Raw genomic sequence first — 16796 nt, forward strand, 5'->3', positions numbered from 1 at the left:
GGAGGAACGTCGGAATGCTTGGTTTGATGCAAGATTGGCCCCTGCTCTGCCACCGGATCATCGAACACGCCGCCAAAATTCACGGCAAGCAGGAGGTGGTCACACGCTCGGTCGAGGGACCGATCCATCGCACCACTTACGCCGAGATCCACAAGCGCGCGCTCAAGGTCTCGCAGATGCTGGAGCGCGACGGCATCAAGCTCGGAGATCGTGTCGCAACCATCGCCTGGAACACCTGGCGCCATCTCGAGGTGTGGTACGGCATCATGGGGATCGGTGCCATCTGCCATACGGTCAATCCCCGCCTTTTCCCCGAGCAGATCGCCTGGATCATCAACCATGCGGAAGACCGCATCGTGATGACAGACCTCACCTTCATTCCGATCCTGGAGAAGATCGCCGACAAGCTGCCGAGCGTGGAGCGCTACGTCGTGCTCACCGACAAGGCGCACATGCCACAGACCACGCTGAAGAACGTGATCGCCTACGAGGACTGGATCGCGCAGGCGGACGGCAAATTCAAATGGAAGGACTTTGACGAGAACACGGCAGCCGCGATGTGTTACACCTCCGGCACCACCGGCGATCCCAAGGGTGTGCTGTATTCGCATCGCTCCAACGTGCTGCACGCGCTGATGGCCAACAATGTCGACGCCCTCGGAACGAGTGCGTCCGAGACAATGCTGCCGGTGGTTCCGCTGTTCCATGCCAACAGCTGGGGCATCGCCTTCTCCGCGCCTTCGCAGGGCACCAAGCTGGTCATGCCCGGCGCCAAGCTCGACGGCGCCTCGGTCTATGAGCTGCTCTCGACCGAGAGGGTGACGCACACCGCCGGCGTGCCGACGGTGTGGCTGATGCTGCTCCAGCACATGTCCGCCAACAATCTCAAGCTGCCGGATCTGAAGATGGTGATCTGCGGCGGCTCGGCGATGCCGCGCTCGATGATCAAGGCTTTCCTCGATATGGGCTCGAACGTGCGTCACGCCTGGGGCATGACCGAGATGAGCCCGATCGGCAGCGTCGCGGCGCTGAAGCCGCCGTTCCAGAACGCCACGGGCGATGCCAAGCTCGACGTGCTCCAGATGCAGGGCTATGCGCCCTTCGCGGTCGAGATGAAGATCACCGACGATGCCGGCAAGGAGCTGCCCTGGGACGGCAAGACCTTCGGCCGCCTCAAGGTCTCCGGCCCCGCCGTCGCCAAGGCCTATTACCGCGTCGACACTGACATCCTCGACGAGGACGGGTTCTTCGACACCGGCGACGTCTCGACCATCGACGAGGACGGCTACATGCGGATCACCGACCGCTCCAAGGACGTGATCAAGTCCGGCGGCGAGTGGATCTCCTCGATCGACCTCGAAAACCTCGCCGTCGGTCATCCGGCCGTGGCGGAAGCCGCCGTGATCGGCGTGTTTCACCCCAAATGGGACGAGCGGCCGCTGCTGATCGTGCAGCTCAAGCAGGGCCAGCAGGCCACCCGCGAGGAGATCCTGAAGTTCATGGACGGCAAGATCGCCAAATGGTGGATGCCCGACGACGTCGCCTTCGTCGAGGGTATCCCGCACACGGCCACCGGCAAGATCCTGAAGACGGCGCTGCGCGACCAGTTCAAGGATTATCGCTTCCCGAACGCCGCAGCGTGAGGCTCACACAACGTCATTCCGGGCGGCTCGAAGAGCCGACCGGAATCTCGAGATCCGGGCCTGGTCCTTCGGGCCATCCCGGAATGACGGGCCGTAACAGTCCGGTCTCCCTTGAATTTGCCCTCGCGCCGTGGTCTCAACGGCGCAGCGTCGCGCCAATCGGCCGGCACCGCGCCCAACACCCGGCAGAGCTCACTCGATGGCCCGCAGGTTTTCCGCTCCCTATCAGTCGGAGCCCGTGTCCAGCCTCGCGAGCTGGGCGCGCAATCTGGCCGTGTTCGCGGTGGTGGCGGTGGTGGTGTCGATCATCATCGTCCGCTTCGATTTCCTGGAGCCGAAGCCGGCGCTCGCCACCTTCGTCGGCGGGCTCGCGATCGCCGGTCTCTCGATCCTGTTCGGGCTCGCCGGCTTTGCCGCGATCTGGCAGAACGGCTCGCGCGGCATGGCGCGCATCCTGCTCGCTTTCCTGATCGACGGAGCGATCCTCGCCTATCCCGCCTATCTGGCCCTGCAATATCGCAAGCTGCCGGCGATCTACGACATCACCACCGACCCGATCGACCCGCCGCGCTTCGACGCCCTGGCGCGGCTGCGTACCGGCGAGGGCACCAACCCCGCGGTCTATGCCGGCCTCTATTCGGCGGAGCAGCAGCGCCGCTTCTATCCCGCCGTCGAGCCGGTCGAGCTCGAGATTTCCGTCGACCGCGCCTATGCGATCGCCCTCCAGCTCGTCCACAAGCGCAAATGGATCGTCATCGACGAGCGTGCGCCGCAGCCGCCGCGCCGCATCGGCCGCATCGAGGCGGTGGCGCGCACGCCGATCATGGGTTTCCGCGAGGACATTTCGATCAGATTCGTGGCGGACGGCGATGATTCCGCGTCGATATCCGCTCGGCCTCGCGTAATTTCGACAACGATCTCGGCAGCAACGCCGCGCGGATCAAGACATTCATCGACGACCTCAACACCGCCGCCGATGCCGACGCGCTCAAGCCGGTGAAGAAGACGCCGGTCGCGCCGCCGAAGGCACCGGCAAAGACGGTGAAGAAGTGACTCCCGCCGTCATTCCGGGGCGATGCGCAGCATCGAACCCGGAATCCATCGGGCGGCAGAGTTTGCCGATGAATGGATTCCGGGCTCTCGCTTCGCGAGCCCCGGAATGACGGCGGAGAGTTAGACGTTCGCCATCCGATACGTCCCGCCGATCACGGGATCGCCATCCGTGGCGACCACGCCGCGGGCGACCAGATCCTCAAGATGCGCCAGCACGGAATAGCCGGCGGCCGTGGTCAGCCTGGGATCGATGCCGATATAGATCGCGCGGACCAGGGTCGGGATGTCGGTCTCGCCCTTGGCGAGGCGGTGCAGGATCGAGGCCTCACGCGCCTTGCGGTGCCGGATCAGGAAGCGAACGAAGCGCTGGCCCTCGGGGATCTCGGGGCCGTGGCCGGAGAAATAGAGGTCTTCCTCGCGGGCGGCGAGCCGGTCCAGCGAGTCCATGTAGTCGATCATCGAGCCGTCCGGCGGCGCCACGATCGAGGTCGACCAGCCCATCACGTGATCGCCGACGAAGTTGAACTTCCGCTCCGGCCAGGCGAAGGCCAGATGGTTGGCGGTGTGCCCCGGCGTCGCCACGGCCTCGAAGCCGCCAGCCGTCGCCTTCGACGACGTCGCCATGGGCGAGGTTGACGTCCGGTGCGAAATCGCGATCGGCGCCGGATTCCGGATTGTGCTTCTCGCTCTCGAAACGCGGGCGCGAGGCCCGGTGCGGACCCTCGGCATAGACCGGCGCCGCCGTCGCCTGCTTGATCCGCGCCGTGTTCGGCGAATGGTCGCGATGGGTGTGGGTGACGAAGATATGGCTCACCGTCTCGCCGCGCACGGCATCGAGCAGCGCAGCCGCATGCGCCTCATCGTCCGGACCCGGATCGATGATCGCGACGTTGCCGGTGCCTACGATGTAGCTGACCGTGCCGGTGAAGGTGAACGGGCTTGGATTGTTGCAGAGCACGCGGCGCACGCCCGGCCGGACTTCCTCGACGAGGCCCGGCTGCAGCGGAAAATTGCGGTTGAACGGGACGTCGTCGTTGTCGGACATGGGACTTCCTGTAGCCACACTCGCTGCCGTCATACCCCGCGAAGGCGGGGTATCCAGTACGCCGCGGCGCCAGAGACAAAAGCGAAGTCTCTGGGATACTGGATCGCCCGCCTGCGCGGGCGATGACAGTGGAGCAAGCTAGCCGCAGCGGAAAACACAGTGACTAGAAGAACGCCTGAATGCCCGTGATGGCGCGGCCCAAAATCAGGGCGTGGACGTCGTGGGTGCCCTCGTAGGTGTTGACCGTCTCGAGGTTATGGACGTGGCGCATCACGTGGTACTCGATCGAGATGCCGTTGCCGCCGTGCATGTCGCGGGCGGTGCGGGCGATGTCGAGCGCCTTGCCGCAATTGTTGCGCTTCATGATCGAGATCATCTCGGGCGCGAACTTGCCCTCGTCCATCAGGCGGCCGACGCGAAGCGAGCCCTGAAGACCGAGAGCGATCTCGGTCTCCATGTCCGCGAGCTTCTTCTGCACCAGCTGGGTTGCGGCGAGCGGCTTTCCGAACTGCTTGCGGTCGAGCGTGTACTGGCGGGCGCGATGCATGCAGTCCTCGGCCGCGCCGAGCGCGCCCCAGGAGATGCCGTAGCGGGCGCGGTTGAGGCAGCCGAACGGACCCTTCAGGCCCGATACGTTGGGCAGCAGCGCGTCTTCCGGAACCACGACGCCGTCCATCACGACCTCGCCGGTGATGGAGGCGCGAAGCGAGAGCTTGCCGCCGATCTTCGGTGCGGACAGGCCCTTCATGCCCTTCTCCAGCACGAAGCCGCGGATCTGGTTGTCGTGCGCGGCCGACTTGGCCCAGACCACGAACACGTCCGCGATCGGCGCGTTCGAGATCCACATCTTGCTGCCGGTGAGGCGATAGCCGTCCGAGACCTTCTCGGCGCGCGTCTTCATGCCGGCGGGATCGGAGCCCGCGTCCGGCTCGGTCAGGCCGAAGCAGCCGACCCACTCGCCGCTGGCGAGCTTCGGCAGGTATTTCTTGCGCTGGTTCTCGTCGCCATAGGCGTAGATCGGGTACATCACCAGCGAGGACTGCACCGAGTTCATCGAGCGGTAGCCGGAATCGACCCGCTCGATCTCGCGCGCCACGAGGCCATAGGCGACATAGCTCGCATTGGCGCAGCCATATTCCTCCGGCAGCGTGATGCCGATCAGGCCGAGCTCGCCCATCTCGTTGAAGATCTCGCGGTCGGTCTTCTCTTCGAGATAGGCCTTGGCGACGCGCGGCAACAGCTTGTCCTGGGCGTAGGCACGGGCGGTGTCGCGCACCATGCGCTCGTCTTCGGTGAGCTGCTCATCGAGCAGGAACGGATCGTCCCACTGGAAAGAAGCCGCAGCCGGCTTGTCCTTGGCCTGAGGGCGCACGCTCATGAAACGTCCTTTCACGTCTGGTTCCGTCAACAATTGCCCGACAAACTAAAGCGCCGCGGCAACAAGTGCAATTGCGTCCTGGTTTCCGGTCGTTCCGGGTCCGGCGCTTCAGCGCCATCCCGGAACGCTACTGCGCGTCAACTCTCGAGCTGCTCGTTGGCGACGATCTCGATGCCGAAGCCCGATAGGCCCTTGTAGTCGTGCACCGAGGAGGTGAGATGCCGGATCGAGGTGACGCCGAGATCGCGCAGGATCTGCGCCCCGACGCCGACCTCGCGCCACTGGCGGTTGCGGTCGGCCTCCGTCGCGGTCTCGTCCGGCAGCGCCGCGACGGGCACACCGGCCGCGCCGTCGCGCAAGTAGACCAGAACGCCGCGGCCGGACTTCTTGAAATGCTCCAGCACCGCCGCCATGCGCTTGTGCCCGGTGAAGATGTCCTTGACGATGTTCGGCTTGTGGAAGCGCGTCAGCACGTTCTTGCCGTCACCGACGCCGTTATAGACGAAAGCGACATGGGCGATGGAATCGAACGGCGAGCGGTAGGCGTAGCCCTGCAACGGTCCGATCGGGCTTTCAGTGACGAAGGTCGAGACCCGCTCGATCAGCTTCTCGCGCGCCTGGCGGTAGGCGATCATGTCCGCGATAGTGACGTGCTTCAGCTTGTGCCTGGCAGCGAACTGCGCGACCTGCTCGCCCTTCATCACGCTGCCGTCGTCGTTCATCAGTTCGCTGATGACGCCGACCGGCGGCAGACCGGAGAGCTTGCAGAGATCGACCGCGGCCTCGGTATGGCCGGAGCGCAACAGCACGCCGCCGTCCTTGGCGATCAGCGGGAAGATGTGACCGGGCCGGGCGAAATCGTTGGCGCCGACGTTGGGATTGGCCAGCGCGCGGCAGCAGGAGGCGCGCTCCTCGGCGGAGATGCCGGTGCCGCCATCGGGCTTGTAGTCGATCGACACCGTGAACGCGGTGGTGTGCGCGAATCGTTATGGGCCACCATCGGATCGAGCCGCAGGCGGCGCGCGTCCTCGCTGGTCACCGGCGCGCAGACGATTCCGGAGGTGTGGCGGATGATGAACGCCATCTTCTCGGCGGTGCAGAGCGAGGCGGCGACGATCAGATCGCCCTCGCCCTCGCGGTCCTCGTCATCGGTGACGACGACGAGCTCGCCCCGGGCAAAGGCCTGCAAGACTTCCTGAATGCTATCGGGCATTTCCCAATCTCTATCGGTTATGCCGGGAGGCTTAGCCGGACTTGGACCGGGGCGCTAGTGTCCTGGACGCAACCGCATATTCCGGGCGGCGGGCCATCGCAGGCCAGCTTGCACCGAAGATACCAGGATATAGGCGCCGACAGCGGAGAGGAAGGCCGCCGGATGCCGTCAAGGCAGCACCTCGCGCCGTTCGCCGAGCCGCTGATCGAGCTCGGCGCGCTTGTCGGCCAGGAGGCCGGCCTGGGCCGCCTCGATGACCGTGAACAGCTCGTGCGCATCGCTGAGCCGGGTCACGGTGACGTAGCTGGCGCCGGCCTCGTAGAGGGCGCCGACGTCGGCCAGGAGGTCGGCGGTGGCGACGATCAGGGCGGTCGGATTGAGCGCGCGGACGTGGCGGACCAGCTTCTCGTTGGTGGCGCCCTTCAGCAGCGAATCCGGCACGCTGAGGATGATGATCTCGGACTTGCCGATGCCGGCATGGAGCAGCGTATCGACATTGCTGATATCGCCGTAGATCACGTGCAGGCCGCGCGAAAGCAGCGTCTGGTACACATCGGGGTTGAAGTCGACCACCGTGATCTGCTCGAGCAGCACCGGCGTCTGCCGTTCGATCTCGGCCAGCAGCGCGCTCGCCGCACGGAAGAAGCCGAGAATGACGATGCGGCGGGCCTCGCCGTGGCCACCCTCGTGCCCCTCCTCGCCATGGCCGCTGCCATGGTCGAGGTCGCGCAGGCCGATCCGTTTCAAGGGACCGATCGCCCAGCGGGTGATTTCGTCGCTGCGGCTCATCGCGAAGGTCGAGAGCACCGCCAGCACCACGAAGGCGAAGGAGGCGGCGTTCGCGGTCTCGGCTGCGATGTGGTGATCGGTGATGCCGGTCTGGATCACGACCAGCGAGAACTCGGAGATCTGCGCCAGATTCAGCGCCGGCAGCAGGCTGGCGCGCAGGCCCTGCTTCATCAGATAGAGCGGGGTGAAGGTGGTGACGAGGCGGCTCACCACCGTGAACGCCGCGATCATCAAGGCGAGGCTGATCACCGAGAGGCCGGGCACGGGAATGGTCATGCCGAGCGCGACGAAGAACAGGGTGATGAAGAAGTCGCGCAGCGTGGTGACCTTGGCGGTGACGTCGAGCGCGTAAGGAAAGGTCGAGAGCGAGACGCCGGCGATCAGCGCGCCCATTTCGCGCGACAGCGACAGCCTGTACGCGGTCTCGGCGACCAGAAAGCACCAGGCCAGCGCGCCGAGCAGGATCAGCTCGGGCCGCCGGGCGATCTGATGAAACAGCCGCGGCAGCACGTAGCGGCTGACCAGCAGCGCGGCCGCGACCAGCACCGCGACGCGGCCGATCGAGAGCAGGATGACGCTGATCTGCAGATTGGCGAGGCTCGGCTGCACCGCCAGGAACAGGATGGCGAAGATGTCCTGAAGCACCAGCACGCCGAGCGTGATGCGGCCCGGCAGCGTATCGAGCTCGCGCTTCTCGTAGAGCACCTTGACGATGATGACGGTGCTCGACAGCGCGCAGGCGACGGAGAGGTAGACCGCATCGAAGTGCCCGCCGCCCAGCGCCAGGCCGATGCCGACGAAGAACAGCCCCCCGAGCAGGCAGCCGCCGAGCAGCTGGCTGCCCGCCGCGAACAGGATCACCCGCCCTGCCCGCACGATCTTCTTCAGGTCGATCTCCAGGCCGATCATGAACAGCATGAAGATCAGGCCAAGCTCGGAGATGACGCTGATCGATTCCTGCGAATGGACCCAGCCGGCGCCGAATGGACCTATGCAGAAGCCGGCGATAAGGTAGGCCAGGATCAGCGGCTGCCGGGAGAAATGGGCGAGCAGGCCCAGCATCCAGGCGAAGAGGATAGAAAGAGTGATGTCGCGAATGAGCTCGTGCATACCAAATTGGTCCGTTTTGCACCCTAGAGACGGGTTGCGGCACGGCAAGCGAGCAATTCGTCACATGCGAAAGGGGGTGCTCGCAGCAATGCTGCTATGCCCTCTCGCCGTTGCCGTGCCCGCCGCCGCACAATCCAAGATCAATATCGAACAGAACTTTGCCGATTCCCTCACTGCGATGCCGAAGGAAGAACTCGCCGTCTCCGGCGGATTCTACGTGCCCGCCTACTCCAGCGTGGCGATGAGCCAGGGCAAGCTGCGCATCGACTTCTCGGTGACCTTGAGTGTTCACAACGCGTCCGAGACCCAGCCGCTGGTGATCAAACGCATCGCCTATTTCGACACCGCAGGCAAGCAGGTCGAGAACTATCTGAAGGCGCCGGTGGCCTTGAAGCCGCTGGCCACCGTCTCGGTCTTCATTCCCATCGACGACGTGCGCGGCGGGACCGGGGCCAATTTCCTGGTCGACTGGGCCGCGACAGGCGAGATCGCCGAGCCCGTGGTCGAGGCCTTGATGGTTGGCGGCGTCGCCAATGCGCATTACGCTTTCATCAGCCAGGGCCGTCCGACCCGGACGGTCACCAGGAAATAACGCCGTCCGGCCCGGACGGCCGGCAAGACACAAGGCTGGCCGGTGCAACGCCGGCCGGTTCAACAAGAACAGAAACGAGGAACGCCCCATGACGTCCAGCTTCGATTTCGCGCCCCTGTTTCCGGCAGGGCTGCCGGCCCCGTCCGCGCGCTGGACGGGCCTTGCCAAATACAGCTTTGTCGGCGGCAACAACGATTCCGAGCAGGTGCCGCTCGAGGAGCTGATCGAAGCGACCAACACGGTGCTGCGGCGCGAGGGCCGCTCGCTCGCCACCTACGGGCTGGCACACGGCCCGCAGGGTTACCTGCCCCTGCGCGAATTCCTGGTGACGAAGCTGAAGCGTGATGCCGGCATCACCTGCACGGTCGACGATCTCCTGATCGTCTCCGGCTCGCTGCAGGCGCTCGACCTCGTCAACGCGACGCTGCTGAGCCGCGGCGACACCGTGATCTTCGAGCAGGACAGCTATCAGGGCTCCCTGACCCGCCTGGCGCGGCTCGGCGTCAACGTGGTCGGCGTGCCCCTCGACAAGGACGGCATGCGCATGGATCTGCTGGCCGCGACGCTGGCCGATCTGAAGGGCCGCGGCATCCGCCCGAAATACATCTACACCATCCCGACGGTGCAGAACCCGACCGGCAGCATCATGCCCGAGAGCCGCCGCGTCGAGATGGTCCGGCTTGCGACCGAATATGGCGTGCCCATTTTCGAGGACGATTGCTATGCCGACCTCGTCTGGTCCGGGCAGCGGCCGCCGGCGATCTACGCGATGAGCGACGGCGGTGGCGTGATCCATATCGGCTCGTTCTCGAAATCGATCGCGCCGGCGCTGCGCGTCGGCTTCATCGTGGCGCCCTGGGAGGTGATGTCGCGGATGCTGGCGCTGAAGACGGATGCCGGCTCCGGCGCGCTGGAGCAGATGGTGCTCGCCACCTATTGCAAGCCGCATTTTTCGACCCATGTGCCGGCCCTGACGAAGGCCCTGCGCACCAAGCTCGACACGCTGATGGAGGCGCTGAACGAGCAGTTCGGGACGGCGGCGGAATTCGAGGAGCCCAAGGGCGGCATCTTCCTCTGGGTGAAGCTGCCCGACCGGGTCGATACGTTGAAGCTGTATCAGGCAGCGCTCGCCGCCGGCGTCTCGATCAATCCGGGGCCGGAATGGTCGACCAACAAGGGCCATTCCAGCTCACGGCTGCGGCTGTGCTTTGCAAGTCCGACGCATCAGCAGATTCGCGAGGGCATCGCCGTGCTGGCCGAGGTCTGCCGCAAGGAGTTCGGCGTGCCGGCCCGCAGCGCCAATGTGGAGAAACGGGCCTGAGGCCGCGGCCTCACGCCTCGACGTGAAACTCCACGTTGACCTGGCCGGAGCCGGACGACGGAAAATAGTCGCAGAGCTGCTCGGCGGCGCCGCGATAATCGTACCAGCCGAGCGCGGCGAATAGCATGATGGTGTCGGCCATGCCGCCTTCGCCGTTGCACTTCGTGGCATAGTCCGGAAGCATGTCGAGGAATTCGCGGTAGCGACGGCCCTGCCACAGCTCGAGCACGCGCAGATCGACCTGACGATTGAACTCGCTGGCAACCGAGGTCCAGGCCTCTGGACCGAGCTTCTTGTTCGGCCAGAGCCGATGCGAGAGCGAGCCGCTGGCGAGGATTGCGGCCCGCTCGCCCGATGCATCGATCGCCCGGCGGGTCGCTTCACCGAGGATCCGGCTCTCCTCGAACGAGGTGAAGAGCGGCGAGGCCACCGAGACGACCTTCGCAAAGCCGTCCGGGTTCATGTAGTGCATCGGCACGATCGTGCCGTATTCGAGCCCGAGGCTCGCCACCTGATGGGCGATCACGTTCAGGCCCGCCTCCCCCGCCCTGTCAGCGATGGCCTGCGCCAGGCCCGTATCGCCCGGCAGATCGTAACGCAGGTCCTGAATCATCTGCGGCGCCTCGTGGCTCGTGAACGAGCCGCGATGCCTCGCATTGGCATTGATGTGGTAGCCGAAATTGGAGAGCCAGTGGGTGTCGAACACCACGAAGCAGGTGACGCGGCGCTCTTTCGCCCGCCGCCCGAGTTCGCGCAAGGACCTGACCGCCGGCTCGCGCGCGGCTCGCAGCGGGCTGCCGGGCTGCTCCGACAGCATCAACGACGGAACGTGGGTGACCTTGGCGGCGAGTGCGAGCTGCCCCATGGTCGTCCCCTCGAAGCGTCAGGCCTGGGGCTGACTGCCGTGGATTGCCGAGGCCAGCCGCAGCAAAAGCACGATCGAGACGTTGCCCTTGCCGGCCTCGATCTGGGCGATATAGCGCTCGGAGATCCCGGAACGACGGGCCAGCTCGCGGCGCGACAGGTCGCAACGCAGGCGCGAGGACCGCAGGCGATCGCCCAGCTCGGCCAGAAACTCGGTCTCGGAATAAGGCGGCACGGCACAGCTCCCCGGCAGCACTTCGCCCGCAAAATCCACGACTTGATTCAGCATTGGTCTATCCAGGTTCGCCTTCGGGAAACGCCATCCTACCCCGGAGAAGCCCGGGCTCATTGACGCCGATCAAATTCGCGAGTGATCGGCGGCCGCCATGGACGGAAACGGGCGGGATGCTACACTTTGGAATTCTTCGAGGCGGGGTTCTTTAAGGACATGACGCGTTGTTTGAGCCGCTGGATCGCGGCTGCGCTGCTGTGGGCGGCGATCACGCCTGCAGCCAGTGCCGGGACGCTGGCCGCGACGGTCGAGCAATGGGGCCTGCTCGGCGCGTGGGCGGTCGACTGCGCCGCCAAGCCCGACCGCGACAAGGGTGCGCTCCTGAGCTACGAGATCCGGAAGGACGGCCGGGTGATGTACCGGCGCAATTTCGGCGACGCCAAGGACGAGAACGAGGTGGTGTCGGCCACGATCAGCGCCGACGGCCTGCTCAATGTGATGGTGTACTTCCCGTCGCTGCATCAAGCGCGTGAGTTCGGCTTGGCGCTCTTGAAGGACGGCAGCCTGCGCGCGATCTACAATCGCAGCGAGCGCGGCGAGTACACGATCCGCGACGGCAAATACGTCGCGACCGGCGCGCCGACGCCGCCGCAACAGCGTTGCGATTAGACACCTGAACAGCTGTTCAGAATTCTCCTGCGAATCTGCCGGAACGTTCGCGCGAATGCCCGGTTTAAATTCGGCATTCGTTTTGGAGGAGGACATCATGAAGAAGCTTGGTTATGTGGTTGCGGCCCTGGGTGCGCTCGTGATCGCGGCACCGACGCTGGCAAGCGCCGAGACGGTGGTGATTAAGCGTAGCGGCTATCACCATCATCATCACGGCCCCTACGGTGCTCGCGCGGAATTCCGCAAGCATCGCGACCATGGCTGGCATCGCGGCCACCATCGCAACAAGGTCGTGGTGATCAAGCGCAGCCATCGCCACCATCACTGGGACTAATGCGGGTAAGCGACCTGGAAATGGCCCCTCACGGGGCCATTTCCTTGCGGTCTCGTAGGGTGGGCAAAGCGAAGCGTGCCCACCGCTTCCATAATGATTGAGAGGTGGTGGGCACGGCGCAAGTGCGCCTTTGCCTACCCTACGATTCCATGAGCGTTCGAAGCGAAGCTAGTCCCACAGCGGCGCAAAACCCGGATTGACGCAGCGGCGATCCTTCGGCAGGGCTGCGATCTTCCTGCGGTCGGCATCGTCGAGCGTGATCTTCAGCGCATCGAGGTTGGCTTGCTGGCTCTCGCGGCGCGAGGCGCTTTGGGATCGCGGCGACGCCGTCCTGGTCGAGCAGCCATTTCAGCGCGACCTGCGCGGCGGTCGCATTGTGCCTGGCGCCGATCTCGGCCAGCACCGGATCCGTGGCAACCCGCCCCTGCGCCAGCGGACAATACGCGACGAGCGGGATCGACTTCGCTGCGAGATAAGCCAGCACCTTGGATTGATCGAGCATGGCGTGATATTCGACCTGGTTGCAGGCGATCGGCGCCCTGACGTCCTCGACCGCGAGCTTGAGCAGCGCCGTGGTGAAATTGGCGACGCCGATCGCGCGCGTGCGTCCCTCCTCCTTGAGCCTCATCAAGGTCTCGAATACCGCGCCCCAATCCGCAGCCTTCGACGGCCAATGCACGAGATAGAGATCGACATGGTCGAGCCTGAGCTTGTTCAGGCTGGCATCGAAGGCGCGCCGGATCGCATCCGGCGTGAGGTTCTCGTGCCAGACCTTGGTGGTAACGTGAAGCTCGCCGCGCGGCAGGCGGGACGCCGCGATGGCTGAGCCGATCGGCTCCTCATTGGCATACATCTCCGCGGTGTCGATGTGGCGATAGCCGATCGACAGCGCGCTCTCGACCGCGGCGCGGCAGGCATCGCCCTGCATGCGAAAAGTGCCGAGGCCGAGCTTGGGCATGCTGATGCCCTGCGTCTTCAGATTGTCCATGAACAGGCTCCTGACGTATTGCATCCGCCGGACACGCGGCGAGGCCGCAGGCTACGGACTCTTTCTCTTTGGTAATGGAAAAGAGGTGGTGGGAATGAAAACTATAACGCGGGGGGCACGAGGCCGCCAATCAAGATCGGGTTAGATGCGCACCGGACCTGTCCGGGACGCTCGGGCATGACGACCGAACTCAGAGCGCCCGCCCCTCACGAATGCTGCGCCACCACGGCCGGACGCGCCTGCGGCTGCGGCGCGATGTCGACCGACCAGAGGCTGCGATTATCGACGTCCTTCAAGGTCACGGTCATGACGCCGCTGCGGCCGTCGATATCGACACGGCCAAAGAATTGCAGGCCGAAACAAGGCGCCAGATTCTCGCCCTGCGCTGCGCTGCAGCCGTTCTGGTACATCGCGACCGGACCAAAGGTGTCATCGAGCGCGGCCGGGCCCCAGGTCCCGGCATGCAGCGGGCCGGAGACGAACTCCCAGAACGGCTCAAACTCCTGGAACTGCGCCCTGCTCGGATCATAATGATGCGCGGCGGTGTAGTGCATGTCGGCGGTGAGCCAGACGATGTTGCGCACACCGGCGCGCTTGATGGAGCTGAGCAGATCGGCGATCTCGTGCTCGCGCCGATCAGGCGGCCCGTCGCCGAGCGCGACGGCGTCCAGGCTGATCAGACCGATCGGCAGGTCGGCTGCGATCACCTTCCAGGTCGCGCGCGAGGCGGCGAGCTCGCGCTTCAGCCAGGCGAGCTGCTCGGCACCAAGAATCCAGCCGCGCCGGTCACTGCCCTTGTTCCAGCTGTCGTCGCGATAGCTGCGCATGTCGATCATGAAGATGTCGAGCAGCGGGCCGTAGGCGATCTTCCGATAAACCCGGCCCTGCGCGCCGATATCGCGGATCGGCATGAAGTCGAAGAAGGCACGGCGGGCGCGCGCGACCAGGCGCGGGGTGCCGTCATCCTCGAAGCCTGCGTCATCGTAGCTGCCGGTCGGCGACCAGTCGTTGGTGACCTCGTGGTCGTCCCATTGCGCGAACATCGGCACTTCCGCGTGGAAGGCGCGATAGTTCTCGTCGAGATGATTGTATTTGTAATTGCCGCGAAACTGCGCCAGCGTGTGCGCGACCTCGGACTTTTCCTCGACCACGAGGTTGCGCCAGGTCTCGCCGTTCGGCAGCTTCTGCTCCGACGGGATCGTGCAGTCGGCGTAGATGTGATCGCCGGAATGGATGAAGAAATCGGGACGGTTGTCGAGCATGGTGCGATAGCTGCGATAACCGCCGCGCGCGACGTCGATGCCCCAGCCCTGCCCCGCGACGTCGCCGGACCACACGAACGAGATCGACCGGCCGACGGCCGGCGCGGTGCTGAAATGGCCGATGCGGCTCTCGCCGCGAAGGCCGGTTGCGATGTCGTCGAAGCGGATGCGGTAGAAGACCTCCTGTCCCGGCGGCAGATCGTTCAGCAGCAGCTTTGCGGTGAAATCCGCGTCCGGCAGCGCGTCGCGCGAGGCCGACGCAATGACGGTCTTGAAGCTCTCGACGGTCGAGCATTCCACGCGCATTCGCGCGGGTCGGTCGGCGCGCGCCCAGACCACCGCGGAGCCGTCGCAGACGTCGCCAGACTGAATCCCGCCGGCGACCTGCGGACGATCAGCGGCGCGGCTGAGATACGGGGTTGCGAGCGTGCCGAGCGAGGCAACCGCCAGGCTTGAAGTCGAACGGACCAGGAATTGCCGCCGGGTCCATGCGCGCGAAGCGCGGAGCGTTGCCATTCGGAAACCTTCGTCGAATCGCGACGGAAGGTGCCTGCGCTCCTTGACTCCCGGCTTACGGTTTCTTGACCCCGTGCCGACGATTTTGCGACGAGGAGATGACGGGGCGAGATGCAGCGGCCGCAGCGCCGCTGCCTAGCGCGGAATCGGTTTAGGTTAAATCGACTGCCGCGGGTCGTTCACCTCTTCCGCTTGCGGGGAGAGGGAGCGCACATGCCTTGGAGCAATCAAATCTGATCCCATCACCCCTAGCGCTTCCAGTTGCAGATGCCGCCGGTGCGGCAGGGCCAGGTCTGGATGCGGGTGTCCATCGCCTGCGCGTCGAGCGGGTTGCCGTGACGATGCACCAGCTTCGCGCGGGCTGCGCCGCGCGGCTGCGCGCTCTTCGCGTGCGCGGCCTTCGGCTCTGTCACACGGACGCGCTCGGCCGCCACCTTCTTCGGCACGTCGACGGGCTCGGCGCGTGCCTGCGCCTCGTTGCCGCCGCGCGCTTCGAGGGCGACCGGGGCGAACTGCGTCTCGGGCCCGAGACGCTTCGGCGACAGCACGGCCCTGGAGAGATCGAGGCCGAGATATTCGCCTGGTTTGTAGTCGTCGGCGCGCGCGATGCCGCCCCATGCGATGACGAGGGCAACGGCAATTGCAAAAGAACCGCTTTTCAGGACCACAGACGCCTCCTGAAATTCCATTATGAAAGGGGTAATTTACCCCTATTTAGGAGGCGTCGCGTGGAATTCCAGCGGCCAAGTGCCGCCGTGGTTAAGAAGTTTGGCGGTGTCAGGCGACCTTTCGCGTCGTCCCCGTCCCGTCCAGGAAACCCATCAGGCGGCTACGGATGATCTGTTCCGCCTCAGCCATGATCCGATCGATGAGTTCCTTGCAGGAGGGGATGTCATGGATCAACCCTGCGACCATGCCGCAACTCCAGGCGCCGGCGTCCATCTGGCCTTCCAGCATGATCTTGGGATAGACGCCCGCCACCTGGTCGTGAATGTCGTCGATCTTCAGCTTGTCGCCCTTCTCGCGCTCGATCTCGATGAGGCGATCGACATTGGCATTTCTCAGCACGCGCTCGGTGTTGCGCAAGCTGCGCATGATCAGGCGGGTATCGAGCTCGGTGGCCGCGACCAGCGCGTTCTTCACGTTCTGATGCACCGGCGCTTCCTTGGTGGCGATGAAGCGCGTGCCCATGTTCATGCCGGCTGCGCCCAGCGACAGCGCGGCGACGAGGCTGCGCCCGTCGGCCATGCCGCCGGAGGCAACGAACGGGATCTTCAATTCCTCCGCCGCGCGCGGCAGCAGGATCATGTTCGGAATGTCGTCCTCGCCGGGATGGCCGCCGCACTCGAAGCCGTCGACGCTGACGGCGTCGCAGCCGATGCGCTCGGCCTTCAGCGAGTGGCGGACCGAGGTGCATTTGTGGATGACCTTGATGCCGGCTTGCTTCAGCGCCGGCATGTAGGCTTCCGGGCTGCGGCCGGCGGTCTCCACCGCCTTGATGCCGCCCTCGACGATGGCGGCGATGTATTCCGGATAAGGCGGCGCTGCGAAGGTCGGCAGGAAGGTGAGGTTCACCCCGAACGGCTTGTCGGTCATGTCGCGGCAGCGCGCGATCTCCTTGGCGAGCAGCTCCGGCGTCTTCTGGGTGAGACCGGTGATGATGCCGAGCCCGCCGGCATTGGAGACGGCGGCGGCCAGCTCCGCAAAGCCGACGAAATGCATGCCGCCCTGGATGATGGGATGCTCGATGCCGAACAGCTCGGTGATCGCAGTCTTCACTTGGTTTC

General features: G+C 65.2%; 12 protein-coding genes and 4 pseudogenes. 6 read left to right on the forward strand and 10 right to left on the reverse strand.

Features of this window, described 5'->3' with window-relative positions; all coding sequences use genetic code 11:
* Positions 1–14 precede the first annotated feature (14 nt).
* The gene (locus tag ACETMP_RS14555) at positions 15–1643 is read left to right on the forward strand and encodes a fatty-acid--CoA ligase (protein WP_375161460.1); all 1629 of its coding nucleotides are present in this window, start codon (positions 15–17) and stop codon (positions 1641–1643) included.
* A 199-nt stretch (positions 1644–1842) separates the two neighbouring features.
* A pseudogene (locus ACETMP_RS14560) lies at positions 1843–2696 on the forward strand (DUF1499 domain-containing protein).
* Between the two features lie 120 nt (positions 2697–2816).
* Here ACETMP_RS14560 and ACETMP_RS14565 read toward each other — a convergent pair.
* From ACETMP_RS14565 to ACETMP_RS14580, 4 genes and pseudogenes are all read right to left on the reverse strand, one after another.
* Positions 2817–3741 (reverse strand): annotated as a pseudogene (locus ACETMP_RS14565) (MBL fold metallo-hydrolase).
* A 163-nt stretch (positions 3742–3904) separates the two neighbouring features.
* A complete protein-coding gene (locus ACETMP_RS14570; RefSeq protein WP_028135001.1) occupies positions 3905–5119 on the reverse strand; it encodes an acyl-CoA dehydrogenase in 1215 nt (404 codons plus the stop codon).
* A gap of 137 nt (positions 5120–5256) precedes the next feature.
* Positions 5257–6332, reverse strand: a pseudogene (gene ribB / locus ACETMP_RS14575) (3,4-dihydroxy-2-butanone-4-phosphate synthase).
* A gap of 168 nt (positions 6333–6500) precedes the next feature.
* On the reverse strand, positions 6501–8231 hold the full coding sequence (locus tag ACETMP_RS14580; RefSeq protein WP_375161461.1) for a cation:proton antiporter: 1731 nt from the start codon (positions 8229–8231) through the stop codon (positions 6501–6503).
* A 64-nt stretch (positions 8232–8295) separates the two neighbouring features.
* Here ACETMP_RS14580 and ACETMP_RS14585 point away from each other — a divergent pair, with 64 nt between their 5' ends.
* A complete protein-coding gene (locus ACETMP_RS14585) occupies positions 8296–8823 on the forward strand; it encodes a DUF3124 domain-containing protein (RefSeq protein WP_375161462.1) in 528 nt (175 codons plus the stop codon).
* Positions 8824–8911: 88 nt separating this feature from the next.
* Positions 8912–10144, forward strand: coding sequence for a PLP-dependent aminotransferase family protein (locus ACETMP_RS14590; protein WP_375161463.1), 1233 nt, complete (start codon positions 8912–8914; stop codon positions 10142–10144).
* Between the two features lie 10 nt (positions 10145–10154).
* Here the strand turns inward: ACETMP_RS14590 and hpaD are convergent, their stop codons facing one another.
* Together hpaD and ACETMP_RS14600 are read right to left on the reverse strand one after the other, a co-directional pair.
* Complete coding sequence (gene hpaD, locus ACETMP_RS14595) at positions 10155–11009, reverse strand: 3,4-dihydroxyphenylacetate 2,3-dioxygenase (protein WP_375161464.1); 855 nt, start codon at positions 11007–11009, stop codon at positions 10155–10157.
* An 18-nt stretch (positions 11010–11027) separates the two neighbouring features.
* Entirely contained in the window at positions 11028–11297 is a 270-nt protein-coding gene (locus tag ACETMP_RS14600) for a helix-turn-helix domain-containing protein (RefSeq protein ID WP_375161465.1), read from the reverse strand.
* Positions 11298–11456: 159 nt separating this feature from the next.
* Here ACETMP_RS14600 and ACETMP_RS14605 point away from each other — a divergent pair, with 159 nt between their 5' ends.
* Both ACETMP_RS14605 and ACETMP_RS14610 read left to right on the forward strand, forming a co-directional pair.
* On the forward strand, positions 11457–11909 hold the full coding sequence (locus tag ACETMP_RS14605; RefSeq protein WP_375161466.1) for a hypothetical protein: 453 nt from the start codon (positions 11457–11459) through the stop codon (positions 11907–11909).
* Positions 11910–12006: 97 nt separating this feature from the next.
* Positions 12007–12243, forward strand: coding sequence for a hypothetical protein (locus ACETMP_RS14610; protein WP_375161467.1), 237 nt, complete (start codon positions 12007–12009; stop codon positions 12241–12243).
* Between the two features lie 168 nt (positions 12244–12411).
* Here the strand turns inward: ACETMP_RS14610 and ACETMP_RS14615 are convergent.
* From ACETMP_RS14615 to ACETMP_RS14630, 4 genes and pseudogenes are all read right to left on the reverse strand, one after another.
* Positions 12412–13231 (reverse strand): annotated as a pseudogene (locus ACETMP_RS14615) (aldo/keto reductase).
* Between the two features lie 206 nt (positions 13232–13437).
* Positions 13438–15009, reverse strand: a complete 1572-nt coding sequence (locus ACETMP_RS14620; protein WP_375161468.1) for an alkaline phosphatase D family protein — start codon at positions 15007–15009, stop codon at positions 13438–13440.
* Positions 15010–15257: 248 nt separating this feature from the next.
* Complete coding sequence (locus tag ACETMP_RS14625; RefSeq protein ID WP_375161469.1) at positions 15258–15677, reverse strand: hypothetical protein; 420 nt, start codon at positions 15675–15677, stop codon at positions 15258–15260.
* Positions 15678–15786: 109 nt separating this feature from the next.
* Positions 15787–16788, reverse strand: coding sequence for an NAD(P)H-dependent flavin oxidoreductase (locus ACETMP_RS14630; protein ID WP_375161470.1), 1002 nt, complete (start codon positions 16786–16788; stop codon positions 15787–15789).
* Between the last annotated feature and the right edge of the window lie 8 nt (positions 16789–16796).

This window comes from Bradyrhizobium dasycarpum, assembly GCF_042019905.1.
GTDB classification, from domain to species: Bacteria; Pseudomonadota; Alphaproteobacteria; order Rhizobiales; family Xanthobacteraceae; genus Bradyrhizobium; species Bradyrhizobium japonicum_B.

Excerpts from the sequence above, each read along its gene's own strand:
- ACETMP_RS14555 (WP_375161460.1), top strand. The coding sequence starts at position 15 with ATGCTTGGTTTGATGCAAGATTGGCCCCTGCTCTGCCACCGGATCATC.
- ACETMP_RS14570 (WP_028135001.1), bottom strand. The coding sequence starts at position 5,119 with ATGAGCGTGCGCCCTCAGGCCAAGGACAAGCCGGCTGCGGCTTCTTTC.
- ACETMP_RS14580 (WP_375161461.1), bottom strand. The coding sequence starts at position 8,231 with ATGCACGAGCTCATTCGCGACATCACTCTTTCTATCCTCTTCGCCTGG.
- ACETMP_RS14585 (WP_375161462.1), top strand. The coding sequence starts at position 8,296 with ATGCGAAAGGGGGTGCTCGCAGCAATGCTGCTATGCCCTCTCGCCGTT.
- ACETMP_RS14590 (WP_375161463.1), top strand. The coding sequence starts at position 8,912 with ATGACGTCCAGCTTCGATTTCGCGCCCCTGTTTCCGGCAGGGCTGCCG.
- hpaD (WP_375161464.1), bottom strand. The coding sequence starts at position 11,009 with ATGGGGCAGCTCGCACTCGCCGCCAAGGTCACCCACGTTCCGTCGTTG.
- ACETMP_RS14600 (WP_375161465.1), bottom strand. The coding sequence starts at position 11,297 with ATGCTGAATCAAGTCGTGGATTTTGCGGGCGAAGTGCTGCCGGGGAGC.
- ACETMP_RS14605 (WP_375161466.1), top strand. The coding sequence starts at position 11,457 with ATGACGCGTTGTTTGAGCCGCTGGATCGCGGCTGCGCTGCTGTGGGCG.
- ACETMP_RS14610 (WP_375161467.1), top strand. The coding sequence starts at position 12,007 with ATGAAGAAGCTTGGTTATGTGGTTGCGGCCCTGGGTGCGCTCGTGATC.
- ACETMP_RS14620 (WP_375161468.1), bottom strand. The coding sequence starts at position 15,009 with ATGGCAACGCTCCGCGCTTCGCGCGCATGGACCCGGCGGCAATTCCTG.